Here is a 15,055-nt window from a genome sequence, read left to right on the forward strand (position 1 = left end):
ATGACGACCACGACTCTCCGCGCGCCCGCCGCACCCGAACGGACCGCCCCGCTCCGGGGCCCCGCGGCCGCCCGCGCCCGCCGCAAGCGGATCCTGCACTGGATCGCCGTCCACAGCGTCGCCCTCGCGGTCGCGCTGCTGTTCGTCCTGCCGTTCGTCTTCGTCTTCCTGACGTCGGTGATGAGCGACTCCCAGGCGATGAGCGGCGAGCTGTGGCCCGACTCCTGGAACTGGTCGAACTACAAGACGGTGTTCGACACCCCGGGCTTCCTGGAGTGGTGGCGCAACTCCCTGCTGTACGCGGGCCTCGGCACGCTCCTCACGGTCTGCTCGGCGATACCCGTGGCGTACGCGCTCGCCAAGTTCCGCTTCCGCGGCCGGCGCACCGCGATGCTGCTGGTCATCTCGACGATGATGCTGCCGCCGCAGGTCATCGTGATCCCGATGTACCTGGTCTGGGCGCAGCAGCTGCACCTGTCGGGCACGCTGTGGCCGCTGATCATCCCGATGGCGTTCGGCGACGCGTACTCGATCTTCCTCCTGCGGCAGTTCCTGCTGACCATCCCGAAGGAGTACATCGAGTCGGCGAAGGTGGACGGCTGCGGCGAGTTCCGTACGCTCGTCAAGATCGTCGTACCGATGGCCAAGCCGGGCATCGCCGCCATCGCGCTCTTCCAGTTCTTCTACTGCTGGAACGACTACTTCGGGCCGCAGATCTACGCGGCCCAGAACCCGGGCGCGTGGACACTGAGTTACGGCCTCGAATCGTTCAAGAGCGCCCACAGCGTCAACTGGAACCTGACGATGGCCGCGACGCTGCTCGTGATGGCGCCGGTCATCCTCGTCTTCTTCTTCGCACAAAAGGCCTTCGTCGAAGGCGTCACCCTCACCGGAGTAAAGGGCTGAGACACGTAATGAAGCTCGCAGTGGTCGGCGGAGGGTCGACCTACACACCCGAACTCATCGACGGATTCGCGCGGTTGAGGGACACCCTGCCGATCGAGGAACTGGTCCTGGTCGACCCGGCCGCCGACCGTCTGGAACTGGTGGGCGGCCTCGCGCGGCGCATCTTCGCCAAGCAGGGCCACCCGGGCCGCATCGTCACCACCTCCGACGTGGACGCGGGCGTCGCGGACGCCGACGCGGTCCTGCTGCAACTGCGCGTCGGCGGGCAGGCGGCCCGGCAGCAGGACGAGACCTGGCCGCTGGAGTGCGGCTGCGTCGGCCAGGAGACGACCGGCGCGGGCGGCCTCGCGAAGGCGCTGCGCACGGTCCCGGTCGTCCTGGACATCGCTGAGCGCGTACGCCGCACCAACCCGAACGCCTGGATCATCGACTTCACCAACCCGGTGGGCATCGTCACGCGGGCGCTGCTCCAGGCCGGGCACAAGGCGGTCGGGCTGTGCAACGTGGCGATCGGCTTCCAGCGGAAGTTCGCGAGGCTGCTCGACGTCGCGCCGGGCGAGGTGCACCTCGATCACGTGGGGCTCAACCACCTGACGTGGGAGACGGGCGTACGCATCGGGGGGCCCGGTGGCGACGACGTGCTGCCGAAGCTCTTGGAGCAGCACGGGGACGCCGTCGCCGAGGACCTTCACATGCCGCGCGAGCTGGTCGACCGGCTCGGCGTCGTGCCCTCGTACTACCTGCGCTACTACTACCAGCACGACGCGGTCGTCGAGGAGCTGCGGACGAAGCCGTCACGCGCCGCCGAAGTAGCCGCGATGGAGCGGGAGTTGCTGGCAATGTACGGCGACCCGGCACTCGACGAGAAGCCGGAGCTGCTCGCCGGGCGCGGTGGCGCGTTCTACTCCGAGGCGGCCGTGGACCTCGCGGCTTCGCTGCTGGGCAACGGCGGCAGCCCGTACCAGGTGGTGAACACCGTCAACAACGGCACGCTGCCCTTCCTCCCCGACGACGCGGTCGTCGAGGTCCAGGCGGCCGTGGACGGCTCGGGCGCCAAGCCCCTGGCCGTGCCCGCCCTCGACCCGCTGTACTCGGGCCTGATCGCGAACGTCACGGCGTACGAGGACCTGGCGCTGGACGCGGCCCTGCGCGGCGGCCGCGACCGCGTCTTCAAGGCGCTGCTCGCCCACCCGCTGGTCGGCCAGTACGCGTACGCGGAGAGGCTCACCGACAGCCTCCTCGCGCACAACCGGGAGCACCTGGCGTGGGCGTAGGCACGAGCGTGCTCGCGATCGACGCGGGCAACAGCAAGACCGACGTCGCGGTGATCGATACCGAAGGACGGATCACCGGCACGGCACGCGGCGGCGGGTTCCAGCCACCTCTCGTCGGCGTCGAGCCCGCGGTGGACGTGCTCGCGGAGGCGGTGGCGCGGGCGCTCGCCGAGGCGGGCGCCGACTCCGTGGGCCATGTGTCCGCCTGCCTGGCCAACGCCGATCTTCCGGTCGAGGAGAGGCAGTTGGCGGAGGCGCTGCGCCGGCGCGGCTGGGGCGCCTCCGTCGAGGTGCGCAACGACACCTTCGCCGTGCTGCGCGCCGGGCTCCTGGAGGACGCGGAGCCGCGGGGCGTGGCCGTGGTGTGCGGAGCGGGCATCAACTGCGTGGGCATGCTGCCGGACGGCCGCACCGCCCGCTTCCCCGCGATCGGCAGGATCTCCGGCGACTGGGGCGGGGGCGGCGGCCTCGCCGAGGAGGCGCTGTGGCACGCGGCACGGGCCGAGGACGGCCGCGGCGGGCCGACCGCGCTGCGCGAGACGCTGCCCGCGCACTTCGGCCTGCCGTCCATGTACGCGCTGATCGAGGCGCTGCACCTGGGGCGCCTCTCCCCCGCCAGGCGGCATGAGTTGACGCCGGTCCTCTTCGCCACCGCCGCCGCGGGTGACGCGGTGGCGCGCTCGCTGGTGGACCGGATGGCCGACGAGGTCGTCGCGATGTCGACCGTGGCCCTGGACCGCCTGGGCCTGCTCGGCGAGGAGGCCCCTGTCGTGCTCGGCGGCAGCGTCCTTGCGGCCCGCCATCCCCAACTGGACGACCGCGTCAGGGCGTTGCTCTCCGAGCGGGCTCCCAAGGCGGAGCCCCGGGTGGTCACGGCCCGGCCGGTCCTGGGCGCGGCCCTGCTCGGCCTCGACCAGGTGGGCGCGCCCGCGCAGGTGCACGCACGCGTGCGGGCGCATTACGAATCCGGCGTGCACCGGCGCTGACGCGCGCCCCGTCCGTCTGCCGCCCGCCCTCGTGCGCTCCCGCCCGCGCCGCGCACGCGGGCGGGAACCGAAGGCCCCTCAATCTCGTGTTCAAGGAGGGGGATCCGCGCAAGATCGGGACAAGAGCTGTGCGGATGTCCGTCCCTGGCGCAATACTTGCGGCCGTGTGTACTTCGTCCCGCGCCGCACGCGTCGGGCGGAGGTGACCGTCCGATGACCGAGGGGGAGGTCGAGGTCCAGGTGACATATCCGCCGAACGGCCGCGCGGCGCCGCCGGGCCCGCCCGGGCCGCCGGGGCCTGCCCCCGGACAGCCCGCGCCGGCGATGCCCGCCGTCCCGCCGCAGGGTCCTGGCACCCCGCCCGCGGGGCGGCAGCCGCCCCAGCAGGCCACCACCGCCCCGCGCCGCACCGCCTGGGCCGAGGGCACGGACCGGCTGCGCGCCGCGGCGACCACCGAGCCGGGCCGGCTGCGGATCATCGGCGCCGTCCTCGCGCTGCTCGTCGTCGCGTTCGGCGCGGTCACCACCTGGCAGATGACGGAGCGCTCGGCCGCCGCGGACGACGTGCTGCACCGCAGCCAGCCGCTGAGCGCCGACGCCGCGGCCATCTACCGCTCGCTGGCGGACGCCAACACCGCCGCGTCCAGCGGCTTCCTGGCGGGCGGCCAGGAGCCCGCCGCCGTCCGCGACCGCTACGAACGGGACATCGAGCGGGCCTCCCAGAAGCTCGCCACGGCCGCGTCGAACGCGGGCTCGGATGCCTCGTCGGCGGCCGCCGTCGGCAAGCTGAACAAACTGCTTCCCCAGTACACGGGCCTGATCGAGCGCGCCCGCGCCAACAACCGCCAGGGCCTGCCGCTCGGCGGCGCCTATCTGCGCTACGCCAACGACAAGATGCAGACGCAGATGCTCCCGGCCGCCGAGAAGCTCTACAAGGCGGAGAACGAACGGCTCGGCTCCGACTACGGCAAGGCGAAGCCGTACCCCTGGCTCGCCATCGCCCTCGGCGTCCTCGCGCTCGCCGCCCTCGCCTGGGCCCAGCGCCGCAACTACCGCAGGACCAACCGGGTGTTCAACCACGGACTGCTCGCCGCGACCGCCGCCACGGCCGTCGTCCTGCTCTGGCTCGTCGCCGGCCACACCTTCGCCCGCTCGGGGCTGAACGAGTCGTACGACCACGGGGTCCGTTCCCTGAACGTCCTCAACGACGCCCGCCTCAGCTCCCTGAAGGCCCGCGGCAACGAGAACCTGACACTGGTCAGCCGCGGCGCGGAGACCACCGAGGTGAACGGCGAGACCGAGGACAAGTTCGACGTCTCCTACCGCGCGCAGATGAAGCAGCTCGGCGACGGCGACAGCGGACTGCTCGGCAAGGCGGTCGCCCTCGCCGACGACCTGGCCGGGAAGCGGCCGGTCAAGCAGGCGGTCGCCAATGTGGGCGTCTGGAAGGACCGCCACAAGGAGGCCCGCTCCAGCGACGACTCCGGTGACTACCAAGGCGCCCTCGACAAGGTCATCGGCGACAAGGACGACAAGAACGCCGAGCCGACCGGCGAGTGCTTCGACAACGTGGACGCCGCCCTGGACCGGGCCCTGGCGCACGAACAGCGTGAGTTCAAGCAGGCCGCCAGGGACGGCAGGGGCGCCATGAGCGGGCTGCCGGTCGGCGCCGCCGTGCTCGCGCTCGTCGCCGCGGCGGGCGCCGTGCTCGGCATCGGCCGCAGGCTTTCGGAGTACCGGTGATGGAGTCAGAGGTGGAAGGGGGCGCGCAGACCATGCGGACACGACGTGGCACGAGGAGGCTGCGCGGCTGGGGCGGGGTCGGCGCGATGGGCGCGGCCTGCGCCCTGACGGGGGCGCTCGTGCTGGCCCTTCCCTCGCAGCAGAGCGGTGGCCGGACAGGGAGCGGCGGCTCGGGCGTGACGGTGGCCGCACCCGCGCGGGCGGACGCCGACGACTGCAACGACCAGAGCCTGCGCCCGTCCGACAAGGACGGCCCGACGATCGACGCCATCAAGAACCGCGAGGTCAAGAAGCTCATCGTCGGCGTCGACCAGAACAGCTACCGCTGGGGCTACCGCGATCCGAACAAGAAGGGCGGGGAGCTGGAAGGATTCGACATCGACCTCGCGCGGGAGATCGCCGAGGAGATCTTCGGCGACCGTGACGCCATCGTCTTCCGCGCCATACCGACCAACCAGCGCATCCCCGCGATCAAGAGCGGCCAGGTCGACATGGTCGTACGCACCATGACGGTCAACTGCGAGCGTCTGAAGGACGTCGACTTCTCCACCGGATACTTCGAGACGGGGCAGCAGGTGCTCGCCCCCAAGAAGTCCGACGACATCACGGGCTACAACGCATCGCTCAAGGGCAAGAAGGTCTGTTCCGCGGCGGGCTCCATCGCCCTGGAGGAGCTGGAGAAGGAGGACTTCGGCGCCGACATCTCCACCACCGTGCCCAACCAGCTCGACTGCCTCGTACGGCTCCAGCTCGGCGAGGTGGACGCCGTGGTGACCGACAGCGCGCTCGCCGCGGGCCAGGCCGCGCAGGACCCCACGGTCGAACTCAAGGGCGAGGAGCCCTTCACCACGGAGCACTACGGCGTGGCGATGAAGAAGGGCTCGGACGACCTGGTCCGCCGGGTCAACAAGGTCCTCGACGACTACCGCGAGGACAAGAAGAACGGCTGGCGGAAGTCGTACGACAAGTGGCTCAAGGGGGGCCTCGGCAAGGTGTCGGGCCCGCCGGACCCGGAGTACCGCGACTGACCGGCCGACCGGCCCGGTACCACTGAAGTGTCGCGGCAACGCAGAGCGGAGAGGTGATCGATGAGCGTCACGGGACCCCCTGGTCCGGTGATGGACCGGGACGAGGTGGACCGTGCGCTGGCGCGGCTCGACGCCGAGCACGAGGCGATCGAGACCTCGCTGCTCGCCCTCCAGGACCACGCGGGCCGCCGTCTCCTCGAAGGCGCCCGGCTCACCGGCGTCACCGAGGAGCGCTGGAGCGCCACGGAACAGCGCATCACGCTGCTCTGGGCCTACTTCGACGCCTACGCCGGTGCACTGAACGCCGCCCGCGAGCTGCGCGCCCGCAGGCACTGGCTCAGCCACGACGACCTGGCCGAGCTGACGGAGCTGCTGCGCGGCGAGTCCGTGACCGTCGCGGGCTCCACGTCCGGCACCTCCCCGTCGGTCATGGGGCCCGCCAAGCTCACCGAGCGCTTCACGCTCGAAGAGCTGGTGAGCCGGATGAACGACCTGTACGCGCACTCCCTCGACATGGTCGTCGCCGCCGACGCCGTGTGGTCGGCGCTGCCCGCCCGCATCGATCTGCTCGCCGCCGAACTGGCCCGCACCCGCCACCTCGCGCACTCCGTGGGCGTACGCCCCGGGGAGCATCCCGCGGGCGACGACCTGGAGCGCATCACCCGCGCCCTGACCGCCCTGCGCGAGCAGGTGATCAGCGACCCGCTCGCCTTCTGGCAGCGCGCGGAGGGCAGTTCGGCGCCCGGCGGCGGCCGCGCGCACACCGACCGGTACGACCGTGAGGCACGCGCCCTGGAGGAGGTGCGCCGCGAGATCGAGGCGGTGCTCACCGTCCGCCAGGACGCGGAGGCCCGCCTCGGCAGGCTGCGGGACGTGCTCTCCCGCGCGGACCGCACCCTCGCGGAGGCCAGGAGCGCCCGCGGCGAGGTCCTCGCGAAGATCGCCGCCTCCGAGGTGCCCGCGGTCAGCGGCCCCTCGACCGCCCTCCAGGAGCAGCTGGCGATGGCGTCGGACTTCCGCAGGCGCGCCCAGTGGCACCGCCTCTCCCCGCTCCTGGAGTCCCTGGAGGAGAAGGCCGAGGACGAACTGCTGCGCGCCCGCGAGTCGTTGACCGCCGTCACGGCGCCGCTGGCGGTCCGCGCGGAGCTGCGCGGCCGCCTGGACGCGTACAAGGCGAAGGTGGCCCGGCACGGCCACGCCGAGGACCCGCTCCTGATCGAGCGGTACGACGCGGCGCGCCGGATGCTGTGGAGCGCGCCCTGCGATCTGCGCGTGGCCGAGCAGGCGGTGCTGCGCTATCAGCAGGCGGCCGCCGAGGTGCTCGCGCCGAGGGTCCCGCAGCAGGGCGGGCCCACTGACCGGAGGGGGGACGCGTGAGCCAGCGGCAGTGTCAGCGGCCCGGGTGCACGGGGGCGTACGAGGACGTCGGCGGCGGCGAGCTGTACTGCGACACGTGCGGTCTCGCCCCGGTCGTGGCGCCGAACGGCCTGGTCGGATCGGAGCCGACCGGCATCACGGGCGGCGGCAGGGGGGCGCGGGGCTCCAGCAGTTCCAGCGCACGCTCGTCGTCGCGGTCGTCCCGTTCCTCGCGCTCGCAGTCCTCACGGAGGTCGGTGTCGGGTCGGCTCTCCCGTTCCCTGTCCGGCCGTTCGACGTCCCGTTCGGTGTCGGTGCGCAGCTCGGGCTCGTCGACCGGTTCGTCGGCGCGCGGGCGGCTCGGCGTCGGGCTCGTCACCGTGCCGGACGTGCCGCGTCCCGATCCGCGCGGGGCGGTGCAGGAGAAGCCGGAGGTTCCCGAGCGGAAGCGGTTCTGCTCGCGCTCGGACTGCGGGGCGCCGGTGGGCCGCGCGCGCGGCGACCGGCCGGGCCGCACCGAGGGCTTCTGCACCAAGTGCGGCCACCCGTACTCGTTCGTGCCGAAGCTGAACCCCGGCGACATCGTGCACGGCCAGTACGAGGTCGTGGGCTGTCTGGCGCACGGCGGCCTCGGCTGGGTCTATCTCGCCATCGACCGGGCGGTGTCCGACCGCTGGGTGGTCCTCAAGGGCCTGCTCGACACGGGCGACCAGGACGCGATGGCCGCCGCGATCTCCGAGCGCCGCTTCCTCGCCGAGATCGAGCACTCCAACATCGTGCGGATCTACAACTTCGTCGAGCACCTGGACCAGCGCACGGGCTCCATGGACGGCTACATCGTCATGGAGTACGTGGGCGGCAAGTCCCTGAAGGAGATCGCCAACGGCCGTCGTACGGCCGACGGCAAGCGCGACCCGCTGCCGGTCGAGCAGGCGTGCGCGTACGGCATCGAGGCGCTGGAGGCACTCGGCCACCTGCACAGCCGCAATCTGCTGTACTGCGACTTCAAGGTCGACAACGCCATCCAGACCGAGGGCCAGCTCAAGGTCATCGACATGGGCGCGGTCCGCAGGATGGACGACGACGAGTCCGCGATCTACGGCACGGTCGGCTACCAGGCCCCCGAAGTCGCCGAGGTGGGGCCCTCGGTGGCCTCCGACCTCTACACGGTCGCGCGCACGCTCGCCGTCCTGACGTTCGACTTCCAGGGCTATACGAACGTGTTCGTGGACTCCCTGCCCGACCCCGACAACATCGAAGTCTTCCGCCAGTACGAGTCGTTCTACCGGCTCCTCGTACGCGCCACCGACCCCGACCCGGCCCGCCGCTTCGCGTCCGCGCAGGAGATGGCCGAGCAGCTCACGGGCGTCCTGCGGGAGGTCGTGGCCCTCCAGACGGGCAAGCCGCGCCCCTCGCTCTCCACACTGTTCGGACCCGAGGTGAAGGTCACGGACACGGAGCTGTTCGCCGAACTCACGGGTGACGTGTCGGTACTCGGGGCGCGCCCGCTCGCACCGCAGGGCTCGAGCGGCCACCGGGAACCCCCGTCCGCGCCGCCCGCCGCACCGCCCGCCGCGCTCGTCCGGCCGCTGGACCCCGCCGCGACCGCGCTGGCGCTGCCGGTGCCGCGCGTCGACCCGGGCGACCCGAACGCGGGCTTCCTCGCCGGCCTGATGGCCTCCGCGCCCGCCGAGCTGATCGCCGCGCTCAAGACGGCGCCCGCCGACTCCGTGGAACTCCAGCTCCGCGCCCTGCGCGCGCGGCTCTCCATGGGGGAGTCGGCCCCCGCCGCCGAGGCCCTCGCCGACCTGGAGCGCCGTCATCCGGATGACTGGCGCGTGGTCTGGTACCGCGGCGTGGCGGCCCTGGCGAGCGGGGACTTCGAGAGCGCCGCGCTGTCCTTCGACGCGGTCTACGACGCGTTTCCCGGCGAGGCCGCGCCGAAGCTGGCGCTCGCCGTGTGCGCGGAGGTCCTCGGCCAGCTGGACAACGCCGCCGAGTACTACCGCCTGGTGTGGACTACCGACCCGAGCTATGTGAGCGCCGCGTTCGGCCTGGCCAGGGTGCAGCTCGCCGCCGACGACCGGGCCGGCGCGGTGCGCACCCTGGAGTCGGTGCCGGAGTCCTCCATCCACTACACCGCGGCCCGGGTCGCGGCGGTGCGGGCGCGCCTGCGCCGCCGTCTGGACTCGCCGACGGCCTCGCCCGGTTCCGCGTTCCTGGACGACCTGATGGCGTCCGCGGGACAGCTGGAGGCGCTCGCGGGCTTCGGTCTCGACGCGGTGCGCAGGGAACGCCTGTCGACCGAGGTACTGGGGACGGCGCTCGACTGGGTACTCTCCGGTAGGCACTCTGGTCACGTCTCCGCGCCACCGGCCACCGCCGGGACGCGGACCGTGCTGCTCGGCAGTGACCTGGACGAGCGCGGTCTCCGGTTCGGTCTGGAGCGTTCGTACCGGACGCTGGCCCGGCTCGCACAGGGTGGCGAGGAGAGGATCGAACTGGTGGAGCGGGCCAACCGCTTCCGCCCCCGGACGTGGGTGTGAGTGATGTCGCAGATGCCCCAACTGTCTGCCTGCCCCAGCTGTGAGGAGCCGCTGGAGTCGGGTGACCTGTTCTGTGGTGCGTGCGGGTACGACCTGTCGGCGGTGCCGGCCCGTCCGGCCGTCTCCCCCAACGGGTCCGCCCCGGCGGCGGGCCGACCCGCGGAGTGGCCCGTCGCGCCCGAGGCGGACAGCTCCGACACCCCGGCGCCCACCCATCTGCCCACCGACCTGCCGGGGACGGACTCCGGGGGGACGGAGCTTTCCGGAGGGGCGGGACTTCCCGGGGGGACGGAGTCGAGGGAGCCGGACGAGTACCCGCTGCCCGCGCCGGCCCCCGCCCCCGCCCCCGCCGAGGCCCCCGCGCCCGCTGACGCCGCGTCGCCCGCCGGTGTTACGCCGCCCGTTGGTGCCGCCGACGCCCCCGGGCCCGCCGACCCGCGGACCAGCGCGCCCGAACCCACCCCGCCCCCGGGCACCAAGCTCTGCGTGGCCTGCCGCTCCGGCCGCGTCGACCCGGACGGCTACTGCGAGAACTGCGGGCACGCCCAGCCGCGCGAGCGCGACCACATGGAGGAGGAGCTGGACGCGGTCGCCGCGGTCAGCGACCGGGGCCTGCGCCACCACCGCAACGAGGACGCGTTCGCGATCTCCGCCGCCGCGCTGCCCGACGGCTCCCCCGCCGTCGTCGCGATCGTCTGCGACGGCGTCTCCTCGGCGACCCGCCCCGACGAGGCCTCGCTCGCCGCCTCCCGCGCCGCCAACGAATCGCTACAGGGCTCACTGCCGCGCGGCACACACCCGCAGCAGGCCATGCACGAGGCCATCCTGTCGGCCGCCGACGCCGTCAACTCCCTGGCCACCGAGCCCGCTGCCGAGCGCGAGCACAGCCCGCACCAGAACGCGCCCGCCTGCACCCTGGTCGGCACGGTCGTCGCCGGGGGCCTGCTCGTCGTCGGCTGGGTCGGCGACAGCCGCGCGTACTGGGTCCCCGACGACCGCAGCGGCCCCGCCGTCCGTCTCACCGAGGACGACTCGTGGGCCGCGCAGATGGTCGCGGCGGGACTGATGAACGAGGCCGAGGCGTACGCCGACGACCGCGCCCACGCCATCACGGGCTGGCTCGGCGCGGACGCGTACGAACTGGAGCCGCACACCGCTTCCTTCAAACCGGACCGCGCGGGGGTCGTGGTGGTGTGCACGGACGGACTGTGGAACTACGCCGAAGCGGTCGAGGACATGGCGCGGGCCGTGCCCGCCGACGCCGCGGACCGGCCGCTGCACAGCGCCCAGGTCCTGGTCGGCCACGCGCTCGACGGCGGGGGCCACGACAACGTAACAGTGGCGGTCGTCCCGTTCCCCTACGCGCCGCAAGGGGCAGGATCGGCCTAGAGCCGGGCGGGGGGCCGTACCGGATCGTGAGGTTTTCAGGATCTGAGGGGGAGCAGTTCCATGGCCAATTTCTCGAAGTCGACCGTGCCGCAGTTCTCGGTCGACGTCTACCAGAACGAGTTCCTGCCGGAGGACGGCCGCGAGGTCAACGCCATCGCCACGGTGACCTCCACCGGGGGCGGGACGATCGGCTCCGCGGTGAGCGCCCCGCATCTCTACGCCGCGGGGCAGAGCCCGGACGCCGCCGTGGCGATCATGGTCGACTGTTCCGGCTCCATGGACTATCCGCCGACGAAGATGCGGGGTGCCAGGGACGCGACGGCCGCCGCCATCGACGCCGTGCGCGACGGCGTGCACTTCGCGGTGATCGGCGGCACGCACATCGCCACGGAGGTCTATCCGGGCAACGGCCGCCTCGCGGTGGCGGGCCCGGAGACCCGCGAGCAGGCCAAACAGGCGCTGCGCAGGCTCAGCGCGGGCGGCGGCACGGCGATCGGCACCTGGCTGCGGCTCGCCGACCGGCTGCTGGGCTCCGCCGACATCGCCGCGTCCGCGGTGCGGCACGGCATCCTGCTCACCGACGGCCGTAACGAACACGAGTCGCCCGAGGACCTCAAGGCCGCTCTCGACTCCTGCGCGGGCCGCTTCACCTGCGACGCCCGCGGCGTCGGCACGGACTGGGAGGTGAAGGAGGTCACCGGCATAGCCTCCGCGCTCCTCGGCACCGCCGACATCGTCGCCGACCCGGCCGGCCTCTCCGCCGACTTCACACAGATGATGGAGACGGCGATGGGCAAGGAGGTCGCCGACGTCAGTCTGCGGCTGTGGACCCCGGTGGGCGTGGAGATCAAGTTCGTCAAGCAAGTGGCGCCCACGGTCGAGGAGCTGACGGACCGTCGCACGGAGGCGGGGCCGCGCTCCGGGGACTACCCCACGGGGTCGTGGGGCGACGAGTCCCGCGACTACCACATCTGTGTACGAGTACCGAGCGCCGCCCTCGGCCAGGAGATGCTCGCGGCCCGGGTCTCCCTGATCGTGCCGCAGGCCGACGGCAGCACACAGACCCTGTCGCAGGGCCTGGTGCGCGCGGTGTGGACGGACGACATGGTGGCCTCCACCTCCATCAATCCGCAGGTCGCGCACTACACGGGCCAGGCGGAACTGGCGCAGGTCATCCAGCAGGGACTCGACGCCCGCAAATCGGGAGATGTCGACGGGGCGACCGCCAAACTCGGCCGCGCCGTCCAGCTGGCGGCCGCCTCGGGCAACGCGGATACGGCGAAGCTGCTTTCGAAGGTGGTGGACGTGGTGGACGCCGCGGAAGGTACTGTTCGATTGAAGGCGAAGGTCGCCGAGGCCGACGAGATGACACTCGAGACACGGTCGACGAAGACCGTTCGCGTGAAGAAGCAGTAGCGCGGCGCTCCGGCGCCGCCGACGACCAACGAAGCAGTACGTACGGCCCTCGGGCCGGAGAAGGAGAGGGGGAAGCGCCGACATGCCGACCTGCCCGAACGGACACCAGTCGGGTTCCGACGACTGGTGCGAGGTCTGCGGTCACCGCATGGCCGGTGCCGTACCGCCGCCCCCTCCCCCGCCGCCGCCCGCGGCCGGGTACGGCTATCCCCCGCCGCCCCCCGGTCAGGACCCGAACTTCCCGCAGCCCGGCCCCGGGCGCCCGCACCCGGCGTCCGTGCCGGAACCGGCGCCCGAGGCGCAGCTCTGCCCGCAGTGCCGCACGCCCCGCGAGGCGAACGCGCCGTTCTGCGAGGAGTGCCGCTGGAACTTCCTGACCAACACCGCGACGTCGTACACCCCGGCCGCGCCGAACCCGCCGCTGCCGAGCACCCAGGGCGGTCCCGGTGCGCCTCCGCAGCACCCGGGGCAGGGCTTGTACGAGTACCAGGGCTCGCGCCCCTCGCAGATGAACCGGCCCGCCGAGCCGATTCCGCCGTTCGGCAACGGCGGAGGCAACGGCGCAGGCAACGGCGGACGGCCCGGTCAGCCGGGTTACGGCGGGCAAGGTCCCGGCCAGGCCCCGCCCCCCGGCGCCCCGCAGGCGTTCCAGCAGCCCGGTCCGCCTGGTCCGCCCGCGCCGCCAGCGTTCCCGCAGGAGTCGGGTGCCCCGCAGGGGCCGCCGCCCCCGCCGCAGCCCGGCTCCGGTGGCCCGTCCTTCGGCGGAGGCGATGACGACTGGGTGATCTCGCCGCCGTCGTCCCCGGCACAGCAGCCGCAGCAGCCGTTCCAGCGGCAGGACGTTTTCCAGCAGGTTCCCCCGCAGCAGCAGGCGCCACAGCACCAGGCCCAGCAGCAGCACCAGGCGCCGCAGCCGCCACAGCAGGAGCAGCCGCAGCAGCAGCCCCCGCAGCCGCAGGCCCCGCAGGGGCCCGGCACGTGGACGGCGACGATCGGTCCCGACCGCGAGTACTTCATGGCGATGATGCAGCGCAGCGGCCCCGAGGCGTCGGGCCTGAACCTGCCCGCCTACTCCCCCGAGCAGCAGCGCCCGCTGTCCGGCAACCAGATCTCCATCGGCCGCCGCCGCCACTCCACGGGCGACACCCCGGACATCGATCTGTCGGTGCCTCCGGAGGACCCGGGCGTCTCGCACCAGCACGCGGTCCTGGTCCAGCAGCCGGACGGCAGCTGGGCGGTCGTCGACCAGAACTCCACGAACGGCACCACGGTCAACGGCGGCGAGGAGCCCATCCAGCCGTTCGTCCCGGTCCCGCTCCAGGACGGCGACCAGGTGCACGTGGGCGCCTGGACGACGATCACGGTCCGCCGCGACTGACCCCGCGCCCGCGGGCGGTCACAGCGGCCAGACGTACGGCCCCTCGGGGTCGTCCAGCCAGGCCCACTCGTACCGCCCGCGCACGCTGACCCCGAAGCGCTCGCGCACCGGACGGCCCTCGCGCTCCCACAGCGCGAGGGCTTCGTGCGGATCCAGGCTGCCCCCGGTCAGCTCGAGGAGGAAGCGGAACAGCTCGTTCTGCAAGGCCCGGCACGGCAGCCCTCCGACGTGCCGCTCAAGAGGGGCCCTTCCGCTGCCGCCGCGCAGCGGCACGAAGTAGGCGGGCGTGTGCAGGAAGCGCCCCTCGGCGTGCTCGGCGTCCCGTACGGTCAGCGCGATCAGGCCGGTGGCCAGCGGCGCGAGGACGCGGGCGCCGGGCGCGCACTGGGCGAGCCACAGCCGGGGCACCGAGGTGAGGGTGCAGGTGACGATGATCCGGTCGTAGGGCGCGCGCTCGGGACAGCCGGCCGCCCCGTCGCCGGTCACCACGGCCGGGCGGTATCCGGCGGCCGCCAGATGCCGCCGCGCGGACTCCGTGATCTCCGGGTCGAGGTCGACGGTCGTGACGTGGTCGTCGCCGAGCCGGTGGGCGAGCAGCGCCGCGTTGTAGCCGGTGCCCGCGCCGATCTCCAGGACACGGTCCGCCTCGCGCACGTCCAGTTCGACGAGCATCTTCGCCATCAGGGACGGCTGACTGCTGGAGGAGATCAGGTCCCCGTCGCGCAGGCGCGTGGCGAGCGGCGCGTCGGCGTAGGCCCCGCGCAGCCAGCGGGTGCGGCGCCCGGGGTCGGGATCCTCGCCCCACAGCCGTTCGTAGCCGCCGCCGACGGCGGCGCCCACGTAGTAGTACGGCACGAAAAGGTGCCGCGGCACGGCCTCGAACGCCGCCCGCCAGGCGGGATCGTCCCGCCAGGCCCCGCTCGCCTCGATCTCGCGCACGAGGGCGGCCCGTACCTCCGTCACGAGTGCGGGATCGGGTTCCATGTGTCCACTGTGCTGCGCGGAAGCCGCCGATGCGAGTGGCGAGGGGGTT

The 15,055-nt window shown here is 72.9% G+C and carries 12 protein-coding genes; 10 read left to right on the forward strand and 2 right to left on the reverse strand.

Features of this window, described 5'->3' with window-relative positions; genetic code table 11:
• The 6 genes from CP975_RS12065 to CP975_RS12090 all read left to right on the forward strand — a co-directional run bounded on the left by CP975_RS12065 (window position 1) and on the right by CP975_RS12090 (window position 7,314).
• Window positions 1-906 carry a carbohydrate ABC transporter permease gene (locus tag CP975_RS12065; protein ID WP_055535509.1) on the forward strand — a complete coding sequence of 302 codons (906 nt, stop codon included), beginning with the start codon at window positions 1-3 and terminating at the stop codon, window positions 904-906.
• Window positions 907-914: 8 nt separating this feature from the next.
• Complete coding sequence (locus CP975_RS12070) at window positions 915-2,180, forward strand: 6-phospho-beta-glucosidase (protein WP_055535508.1); 1,266 nt, start codon at window positions 915-917, stop codon at window positions 2,178-2,180.
• Window positions 2,171-3,166 carry an N-acetylglucosamine kinase gene (locus tag CP975_RS12075; RefSeq protein WP_055535506.1) on the forward strand — a complete coding sequence of 332 codons (996 nt, stop codon included), beginning with the start codon at window positions 2,171-2,173 and terminating at the stop codon, window positions 3,164-3,166. The genes CP975_RS12070 and CP975_RS12075 overlap by 10 nt, the downstream gene beginning before the upstream one ends.
• A 240-nt stretch (window positions 3,167-3,406) precedes the next feature.
• Window positions 3,407-4,909, forward strand: a complete 1,503-nt coding sequence (locus CP975_RS12080) for a hypothetical protein (RefSeq protein ID WP_150477859.1) — start codon at window positions 3,407-3,409, stop codon at window positions 4,907-4,909.
• Window positions 4,910-4,941: 32 nt separating this feature from the next.
• Window positions 4,942-5,937: a glutamate ABC transporter substrate-binding protein gene (locus CP975_RS12085; protein ID WP_055532500.1), complete on the forward strand. Its 996-nt coding sequence runs from the start codon at window positions 4,942-4,944 to the stop codon at window positions 5,935-5,937.
• 60 nt (window positions 5,938-5,997) lie between these two features.
• Window positions 5,998-7,314, forward strand: coding sequence for a coiled-coil domain-containing protein (locus CP975_RS12090; RefSeq protein ID WP_055532498.1), 1,317 nt, complete (start codon window positions 5,998-6,000; stop codon window positions 7,312-7,314).
• Window positions 7,315-7,327: 13 nt separating this feature from the next.
• Here the strand turns inward: CP975_RS12090 and CP975_RS36590 are convergent, their stop codons facing one another.
• Window positions 7,328-7,672: a hypothetical protein gene (locus CP975_RS36590; protein WP_425474246.1), complete on the reverse strand. Its 345-nt coding sequence runs from the start codon at window positions 7,670-7,672 to the stop codon at window positions 7,328-7,330.
• Between the two features lie 10 nt (window positions 7,673-7,682).
• Between CP975_RS36590 and CP975_RS12095 the strand changes: the two genes are divergently transcribed.
• The 4 genes from CP975_RS12095 to CP975_RS12110 all read left to right on the forward strand — a co-directional run bounded on the left by CP975_RS12095 (window position 7,683) and on the right by CP975_RS12110 (window position 14,022).
• Window positions 7,683-9,839, forward strand: coding sequence for a serine/threonine-protein kinase (locus CP975_RS12095; RefSeq protein ID WP_425474247.1), 2,157 nt, complete (start codon window positions 7,683-7,685; stop codon window positions 9,837-9,839).
• Between the two features lie 3 nt (window positions 9,840-9,842).
• Window positions 9,843-11,228 (forward strand): PP2C family protein-serine/threonine phosphatase, encoded by a 1,386-nt coding sequence (locus CP975_RS12100; protein ID WP_150476858.1) that lies wholly within the window; start codon window positions 9,843-9,845, stop codon window positions 11,226-11,228.
• A 60-nt stretch (window positions 11,229-11,288) separates the two neighbouring features.
• On the forward strand, window positions 11,289-12,644 hold the full coding sequence (locus tag CP975_RS12105) for a vWA domain-containing protein (protein WP_055535893.1): 1,356 nt from the start codon (window positions 11,289-11,291) through the stop codon (window positions 12,642-12,644).
• 82 nt (window positions 12,645-12,726) lie between these two features.
• Window positions 12,727-14,022 (forward strand): FHA domain-containing protein, encoded by a 1,296-nt coding sequence (locus CP975_RS12110; protein ID WP_055531658.1) that lies wholly within the window; start codon window positions 12,727-12,729, stop codon window positions 14,020-14,022.
• A gap of 18 nt (window positions 14,023-14,040) precedes the next feature.
• On the opposite strand, the gene CP975_RS12115 is transcribed toward CP975_RS12110, so the two are convergent.
• Window positions 14,041-15,006 (reverse strand): methyltransferase domain-containing protein, encoded by a 966-nt coding sequence (locus tag CP975_RS12115; RefSeq protein ID WP_055531656.1) that lies wholly within the window; start codon window positions 15,004-15,006, stop codon window positions 14,041-14,043.
• Window positions 15,007-15,055: the final 49 nt, after the last annotated feature.

Source organism: Streptomyces alboniger, assembly GCF_008704395.1.
Lineage (GTDB): Bacteria > Actinomycetota > Actinomycetes > Streptomycetales > Streptomycetaceae > Streptomyces > Streptomyces alboniger.